At 53.9% G+C, this 8360-nt stretch carries 5 protein-coding genes; all 5 read right to left on the bottom strand.

Annotation, left to right across the window (positions count from 1 at the left end):
• Positions 1 to 15: 15 nt before the first annotated feature.
• Positions 16 to 3066: a fucose pyrophosphorylase domain-containing protein gene (locus HMPREF1548_RS23640; protein WP_198168679.1), complete on the bottom strand. Its 3051-nt coding sequence runs from the start codon at positions 3064 to 3066 to the stop codon at positions 16 to 18.
• 123 nt (positions 3067 to 3189) lie between these two features.
• Positions 3190 to 4029, bottom strand: coding sequence for a Uma2 family endonuclease (locus HMPREF1548_RS23645; RefSeq protein WP_035323672.1), 840 nt, complete (start codon positions 4027 to 4029; stop codon positions 3190 to 3192).
• 213 nt (positions 4030 to 4242) lie between these two features.
• A complete protein-coding gene (locus tag HMPREF1548_RS23650) occupies positions 4243 to 5616 on the bottom strand; it encodes a right-handed parallel beta-helix repeat-containing protein (protein ID WP_021639211.1) in 1374 nt (457 codons plus the stop codon).
• Positions 5617 to 5680: 64 nt separating this feature from the next.
• Positions 5681 to 7594 (bottom strand): hypothetical protein, encoded by a 1914-nt coding sequence (locus HMPREF1548_RS23655; RefSeq protein ID WP_051358462.1) that lies wholly within the window; start codon positions 7592 to 7594, stop codon positions 5681 to 5683.
• Between the two features lie 33 nt (positions 7595 to 7627).
• On the bottom strand, positions 7628 to 8360 hold a 733-nt coding region (locus tag HMPREF1548_RS23660), incomplete at its 5' end, for a hypothetical protein (RefSeq protein WP_198168680.1).

Consider the following 8360-nt stretch of genomic DNA (forward strand, 5'->3'; position numbering starts at 1 on the left):
CCGGCTTTTCGCTGTTTATACAAAAGTGCTGTCCCAGACATCCACGCCGCTCTCCTGGAAAATCTCGTGCAGGCGGGCTTTCAGCATCTCCTTTGTAATCCCCTTTTTCAGGATCATTTGCAGGAATCCGCCTCCACCGGCTCCCGCGATAAAACGGGCGTCGATCATATCCTCACAAGCCATGAAAATCTGTTCGATGCAGGTATTGGTTGATCCTGCATCCAGCTGCTTGGACAGCTCCCAATGCTGGTTTAGCAAATCGGTAAAAGCCTCCATATTCCCGCGTTCCAGTGCAAATTTCATGAGAACGGCAAGGCTCTGCATTTTTTCCAGGGCATCGATGGATTCCGGCCGGCCTCCCAGATAACCGCCCACCACATCACGGAGCAGGTTGCGGGCTAGCCGCCGCTGGCCGGTATATACGAGGGCAAAACGCTCCTGGAGCTCCTGTCTCGTTGCTTCCGGGATTTCCACCTTTTCCACGCGTATTTTCTGATCGATACCGGGCATGGTGGAAATAAATTTAATGCCGGGGGTCAGGCCGCCGACCTGATCCTGCCAGCCGCCGCCGGTGCTCATGATCTGTTCCATATTCAGGACGATATCGTAAATCTCCTCCTCCGCGGCTTCTCTTCCCAGAAATTCAAACAGTCCCTTCACGCATGCACCGGAAAGGATGCTGCTGGTGCCAAGCCCGGAGCCCTGGGGGATTCCAATAACACGGGTGGAAAGGCTGATGCCGCCGCCCAGCCGGCTGCAGATTTCCTGAAGGTTCCCGCCGCTTAAGGGAATGATGCCGCAGGCAATCAGCGCCGCCTTGTGCAGGGCAAAGGAGTCGTAAGGATTATGGCAGTCCTGGATTTCTTCCACGGTTTCCACGCTGCCTGCGGCGCCGATATCCGTGCTTGCAAATTCCACATGCAGTTCCTTAAGCTTCTTTACCTGGATCTGAATGGGGTAAATGCCGTTCAGCTTCAGCGCGGCATTCAACACAACACCGCCGCATTCGTTGCAGTGAGGAGGAGTATCGGTCCAGCCGCCGCCCCAGTTGACGCGGACAGGCAGTTCCACCGTCACCTCATCCTTCACTATCCGGTAATCCTGGCTGGAGGGCAGCTTGGCCGCCGCATTGTCATAAATCGTCCTCTGGATGGTTCCGAAGCACATGGCTTCCAGGGCATCATAGCCTGTCTGGTCGAAGGTGATCCGATTTTCCTTCATGTACTGTGCCAGAGCGTAATAGATACGGATTTTCAGGGAAAATCCGGCTTTCCCGGCATCCTCCAGCAGCATTTCATAGATATCCTGGCTGATGCCATGGGCTCCGAATACCTGCAGCGCTTCTTTATAATAGGTGCCTGCTTCAATGGCCCATACGAATTTGCTGGCAAGGATCCGGCTTTCCAGCTCATGCTGCCATTTGCTGATGGCAAGGACATCCGCTCCGTTAAAGCTGGAATACAGGCTCATGCGCTCCTTATTTTTCCAGGATTCTATCTCTTCCGGGGAAGCGGAATGCTCCGCCATTTTTTTTACAAGAAGGGCAGAACGGATCGCTTCCTCCATCGTATCAGCCGCAGGGTAAAGGGCGGCAAACCAGAGATAATGCTCTCCATCCTTCCACAGCGCTTCGGGCGTCAGGCCGTTGCCTGAAAGGAAGGCTGACAGTGTTGTCCCCAGGAAACAGGCGTCTTTTTCCAGCGTTCCCTTGGGATTGTCCTCCACGCCGTAGATACGCACCACATACCTGCCGTCAAGAAGCTTCAGCCCGTGCAGCACCACATTCTCAGGAACCGTTACATTGCGAAGCTTTACATTGGAAATTACGCTTCCTTTGCCTACCACACTTTCATCCAGCACGTAGCTGTCTTCCAGATAAGCGCCGCAGGCGATGCGGGCGCGTTTTCCCACATAGCTGTTGTGGGCGGCATAGGCCGAGGTTTCCGGCGCTGTGGTGGAAACCTGCTTTTTCCAGTCCAGGAATTCATAGTCCTCCACATCCGCCGTTACCAGCCTGCGCAGCTCTGTTGTAGTCCCGAAATGGATGAATTCCGCAGGAGAAAGGCAGATGAGCTTCATGGAAAACGGGGACAGCGCCTCCCATATTTTGGCACGGCAGCCAAGGAGACGCTCATTGATCGTTCCCTCCGCCGCTTCCCTGTAATATTGTTCCAAGGTGGCGGAACGGGCCAGCGGATAGAGAAAATCGCCGTAAAAGCTGATTCTTGCCTCTTCGTTGACGAATTCGGAGAATTTCTGTTCATCCGTCCTTCCGTCCGTGCTGATCAGGCCATAGAGGGACTGAAGCAAATCCGTGTCCATTATGACCGCCCCGGTATCCAGATCCACATTGTCCTGGCTGTTGACGGCGCCCAGCTCACGAAGGCGTTCTTCACTCTGCTTGTGAAGGAACTGGCCCACATAATCATTCCCGTCGTTCAGGAAAACGCCGTGCTCTTTTCCTGTCTGCACATGCTCCTTCATGGAGATTGCGGCGGCACCGTGATAATTGAAATCGATCTGCAGCGGGTTAAACAAAAGAAGCACATCCCCTGAAAGCACAAGCATTCCTTCCGGAATCCGGGAAGGCACGCCGGACATACCTATTACAAACTCATCAAACAGCGTGGAGGCATATCCGTTGGGCAGCTGCCTTGGAACCGGGGAAAACAGCTTCCCACAGGCAGAGTACTGGGGCACTCTCTTGCTGTCTCCGCCGGAATGGATGACGAGAATCCGGCGGCCTTTGAATAAACCGGCAGGATCGGCCGACGGCTCCTGCTCTGCAATATATCTGAGAACATTAAAGGTTGCGCCGCCGGAGCCTACCCGTTTGCCGTCCGGATCGGGAAGCACCGCATAATGGGTGCCCGCGGGAAGCAGTCCCTGTGCCAGCCTGTAATCAATCTGTTCTCTGTATGTACGCGCCTGTTCCTCGTTGGATGCGGTCAGAATCAGATAGTCCCATTTGATAAAGCTGGGCTTCCTCAGGCTGTTTTCATAATCCTCCCAGGAATCCAGATAGGATTGCCTGAGGAAGAGGTTTTTCATTTTCTTATAATTCAATGGCTTGTCCCCCATTCGTTTTTGCAAGGGGAGGGAATCGCAGCTTCCCTCCCCTGCTTTTTCTATTCTATCTATTTATGAAGAAGAAATCAAGAAGCTGTCCATATCTCTTTTCATTCTTTGTTATTGTTCGCTTTCGTACAGGAATCGGATGTTCTCATAAATTTTTGAAAAATCGATGATGCATTTCCTGTCAAAAATGCAAACTGAAACTTTATCCTCAAAAGTATAAATGGAAGGCAGTTCATTATGTTCCAGATCATAAACAATAACCTTTTTCTTATCCGGATCGACAAGCCAGTATTCCCGTACGCCGGCCTCGGTATACTTCGCAAGCTTCAGGCTCATGTCCCTGCGTCTGGTGGATGGAGAAAGAATCTCTGCGATAAAATCCGGCGCTCCATAAATGATACCCTTTTTCAGCTTGTTCCGATCACAAACTACCAGAACATCCGGTTCCACCATTGTGCGGTCATCGCAGTCAAGCTGTACATCCAGCGGTGAAATCAGAGGAATACAGCTTCCCTGGTTCTGCCGGATATAATTCGCCAGTTCACGGTAAACCTCTCCTCCCCAAAGCTGATGTATACTGGTTGGGGAAGCCATATCATAAATAACGCCGTCAATCAGCTCCACCCTGTGTTCTTCCGGTATCTTATAGTAGTCTTCCAGCGTATACTCTCCCCGCTTCTTCCCGCCATAGGCCGCGGCGGTTTCCTGTACAACAGAGGTTCCCGAAGGGCCGCCGGGATAAATGCCACAGGATCCCTCTTTCCCGTCTTCCGCGGGCAAATTACCTGCAAGCGCCGTTTCCAGGGCTCTTCGTGTTTCATAACGCGGAGTCTTCGTGATACCGCCCAGAATTTTCTGCACGGTTCCCAAAGGAATGCCTGAAATCTCTGCCAGCTTCTCATAAGAATACCCCAACTCCCTCTTACGTTCCTGCATCTCTTCTATCGTCATCACAATCATCCCCTTCCTGATATCCAAATAATATCATAAATAAAACCGTTATTCAACCGTTTTATCCATTTTCTGATAAGATATCCATTACCGCAGCGAGATGATTTTCTGCATTTTTTTACACAATAACATCAGACTGCCCAGCCAGTGAGCAGTCTGATGTTAAACTGTACCATGATATATACCTGCATTACAGGCAGTGTGATTTCTTCCTTATTTAACAGAAGCCTGTGTTTCCACGAGCGCTGCAAGACGGTCCCAGTATCCGCCGCAGGCTTCCCTGGATTCAGGAACATGCTCTGTAAGCTCCTCCAGAGAAAAAGGCAGATCCGTCATGGCCTGGCTGTCCTGTCCGGGCAGCTCTGTGCCGCCGCTGTACCAGTTTTTATGGAAAGAGGATTTCTGCCAGCCGTCGCGGGGGCTTTTTACAAAATGAAATATGTTTTCGGTGAAATGATGGGACTCCCCTTCCTTGTGGCAGCAGATCGCGGGGCCTTCCTTGGTATTCAGGAACAGGTTCCCATAAATTTCCGCGGGCAGGCCATAGTCGTCCTGTACCAGGCAGCGTTCATCATTGATGCTGATATTATACCGCAGGATGGTCCGGCCGCAGTCCCGGTTCCGGTTGATGCCCATGCAGTCCAGCCAGAAGCCGCCTTTATTTCCATGGGTATAGTTGTATTGGAACACCGTATCGCCTGCGGTTCCCCAGTCCGTATCAAAGGCTGTCCCGTCATTTTCAAACAGGCTGGTTCCTGCCACTTCATTTCTCTGAATCAGTGCATTGGAGGTTGCGCAGACCCAGATCCCTGCAATGAGACGGGTATCCTCCAGGCTGCCCAGCGCTCCGGCATCTATGCAGGTATTCCCGTCTATCAGGGGAGAAATACAGTTGGCAACGATAATGCCGTCGCTTCCCGTCCGTTCGATGCGGTTGCCTCGTACCACAACGTGAGTGTGGTGGATGTCATTGATAAAATCCTCCTGCTGGTTCACACGGATGCCGCTTGTGAGGACATCGTGGATATAGTTGTTTGCGATGACTATATTATGAAGGCGGTTTTCGTTACAGGAACGTCCCGGTATGGTGACATAGATCCCAGAATTCCAGTACATGCTCTGATAAACGTCCCTGTTTCTCCGGTTTTCCCCAATGACGTCGCTGATTTCGCAACCCTCCACAACAATGTCTCTGGTGATGCCAAGGGGGCTGGCGCAAATGCAGATTCCCTGCCTTACCGCTCTCTCCTGCGCCCGATTGGTTACCCGGATGCCGCGGACGATCCAGAAGCTTACACCCTCCAGCAGGATGGCTGCATAGCTGCCGTCGCCGTGGATAGCCGGCATGGCGCCTTCCCCGAAGCTTTCCAGGATTACCGGCGCATAAGGCGCGCCGCTGCCTTTGGGCGCGAGCATACCATGCCATTCTCCCCCTTTTTTCAGCCGGATGGTATCTCCGGGACGGAAAACCTCCGCGTTCACCCGTTCCAGGCTCAGCCAGGCTTCTTTTTCCGACAGGCCGGAGAACGAATCGTTTCCGGCACAGTCATCCACATAAAAAACTCTTCCCTGCTCTGTTGCTGTCATACTGTTTTCTCCCTTTCATTTTTTTCCCTTTTATGTTTGCAGGTTTTGCTGCGGCCTTCCTGCATCAGCTCCACAGGGAAGCCGCGTCCTTTTCATTTTTCAGCCTGCGCAGCACCTCCATGCGGAAGGAGCCGGGCCAGGCTACCAGCCACCCGGAGGCAATGCCCCGTTTGCCCTGTCTTGTTACCGTATAGCTTTCATCCTGGCTTCCCTCCGGGCGCAGCCTGCCGTCAATGACCAGGCTGCCGTCGGAAATATGCTGACAGCCGTTTCTCCAGACAGCCCTGGCGCGCTTCAGCCACCGTTCCTGTCCGGTAGCCTTAAAGAGCTGATACAGCTCCGGGATATAGCACAGCGCAAAGGGATCGATGCCTTCGTGCACTGTGGATACCAGAGTGCCTCCGAATGAATCATAGCCGGTCTGGCCAAGCACCGATTCCGGGCCGAAATGGCAGGTATGCGTATACTGCCAGGTGGACAGATACCAAGCGCTGTCCAGGGCGCCGTCCAGCCATTCCTTCTCTCCGGTAAGTTCATAAAGCGCCATTGCCCCCTTCAGCAGCGGGATACCGGATTCCTTATCAATGGAAAAAATATCAAGGGCGCCGGCTGTGGTATAGCCGTATTCCTTCAGCTCCTTCAGGTAACGGCGAAGGCCTTTCACCGCCGCCTCCTTATAGCTTTCCTTTCCGGTTCTGCGGTAGCCTTCGATCAGAGGCATGACGAGAAAGGCTCCCACGGTGCCGTCTTTGATGGCGGTTCTGCCATCTGCGTGCCAGCATTTGGCGAAGCTGCCGTCCTCTCCCTGCATCCTGACCGCAAAGTCACAGATTTCCAGCGCGGCCTCATAATAGCGGGCGGCCTTTTGCCGGATACGTGCCGGATCGGCGGAGTCCGTCTGTTGTGCTTTCTTCCCTTCACCACATAAAATACGGCCGCTCAGTTTTTCCGTAAGATCGCAGGCTTCAAAATAGGCCAGACCTGCGGTTCCCAGATCACAGGCCTCCAGATATCTGACCTGTCCCGGATCATAATAGCTGCCCGTCACGCCGGCCGGTACCCTCGCCATTTCCAGCCAGCTGTCAAGCACGGAAAAGCCCATGGCTTTTGCTTCCTTATCGCCGGTCCTGAGGGCTTCGCACAAAAGTGCATTGGCAAACATGGCATTCTGGCCGCACCAGCCGATTTCGTATTTGTTGTATTTGCGTTTTTCCCAGCCGCCGTTTTCCCAGGCAAGGCCGATGTTAATGCCGCAGAAGCCGTCAGGCTCTTTGGTATACAGCTGTTTGGCATAAGCGATTCCCAGCTCCCAGATCCGTTCCGGCGGATAAGGGCAGTCCCGCTTCCTGTCATTTTGTTCCCAGGCGGCATCCAGCGCCTTGCGATAGCCGGACCTGGGAACAGCATCCTCCTCCAGGACGATCCAGGCGGTAAAGCTGTCCATTTCCTTTTCCTCCCCCTGCCAGGCCGGGCCAAAGCGATAGAGAAAAAGCGTTCTGGGCGCTTCTGTCTCCGGCCAGACGAGGCTGTGCACCTCTTCCTCCCGGTCCGAATACAGCTGGCAGCTGTTGCCGCCCTCCTCTTCTCCGAACAGGGCAACGCTTACGGTACGGCCGGCAAGCGTTTTTTCCGAATAGGTCATGGCGGCTACGGAGGAACGGTGCCAGCCATAGGTCCAGGGAACGCCGTGATAGCGGTCAGAGGTATACTCACAGAAGGTTCCCCAGCCGTTTCCGTCATAATTTACGCCCGGAACCATGGTGAAGTCCGAAAGATAGGAGGCCCGCAGCTCCATCCGCATTTTTGCCGTCCCTTTATTCCCCGCCTCGGAGGCCGGAAGGCGGCGGATCCAGCGGTATACGCCGGGCGCCTTCTCTTCAAAGCTATCCAGCCAGCCTTCTTTACCGACCGCCCTGGCCAGCTGGATTCCATCACTGAAAAAACAGGTGTCCGGGCCTTTTTTTATTATCGTAATCATCATTTATCTCCTTTCTGCGCGTTCCGGGGCTGGTTACTGCAGCAGCCCGTTCAGCAGGTTCCAGTTATCGCATTTGCGCAGCACCTCCAGGCGGAAGGCGCAGGGCCAGGCAACCAGCCATTGGGAAACGCTGAAAATACCTCCCCAGCCGCCGTCCTTGTTTCTGCGCAAAGCACCCCAGCGTGTATGGAGATAGGCTTCGTCACAGCTTCCGGCAGGCCTGGGCGCTTTATCCATAATCTGCAGCGTCCCGTCCGAAATCCCCTGCACCCCGTTCCTCCAGACAGCCAGTGCACGTTCCTTCCACTCCTTGTTTCCGGTCAGCTCCGACAGCTCCAGCAGCTCAGGAATATAGCAGAGAGCAAAATCATCAATATGGAGATGGGAGGTGGAAACCGCCGTACCACCGAAGGTATCATAATGCATCATGCCGAGTACGGAATCCTCCGGGTAATCCACGCTGTGGTGCCACTGCCAGGTGGACAGATACCAGGCCGCTTCCTCCGCCATCTGCAGATAGGAGTCAAAACCGGTGGCGCGGTACATCAGGGTGCCGCCTTTGAGCAGGGGGATGACGGATTCCTTGTCAATGCAGCAGGTATCCAGGGCGCCGCTGGTGCCGTAGCCGGTATTATGGAATTCCCTGTAATAATAGGAATAAGCGCGGACAGCGGCGATATTGTACCGGTCCTCTCCTGTGCGCAGGAAGGCCTGTGCCAGGGGAAGAATGAGGAAGGCGCCCGCCGTTCCGTTCAGCTCATGGGCA

Origin of the sequence: Clostridium sp. KLE 1755 (assembly GCF_000466465.2) — a bacterium.
In the GTDB taxonomy this organism is placed as follows: Bacteria; Bacillota; Clostridia; order Lachnospirales; family Lachnospiraceae; genus Eisenbergiella; species Eisenbergiella porci.

What these genes read in the sequence shown, in the direction of transcription:
- HMPREF1548_RS23645 (WP_035323672.1), bottom strand. Translation starts at nt 4,029, where the DNA reads ATGACGATAGAAGAGATGCAGGAACGTAAGAGGGAGTTGGGGTATTCT.
- HMPREF1548_RS23655 (WP_051358462.1), bottom strand. Translation starts at nt 7,594, where the DNA reads ATGATTACGATAATAAAAAAAGGCCCGGACACCTGTTTTTTCAGTGAT.
- HMPREF1548_RS23650 (WP_021639211.1), bottom strand. Translation starts at nt 5,616, where the DNA reads ATGACAGCAACAGAGCAGGGAAGAGTTTTTTATGTGGATGACTGTGCC.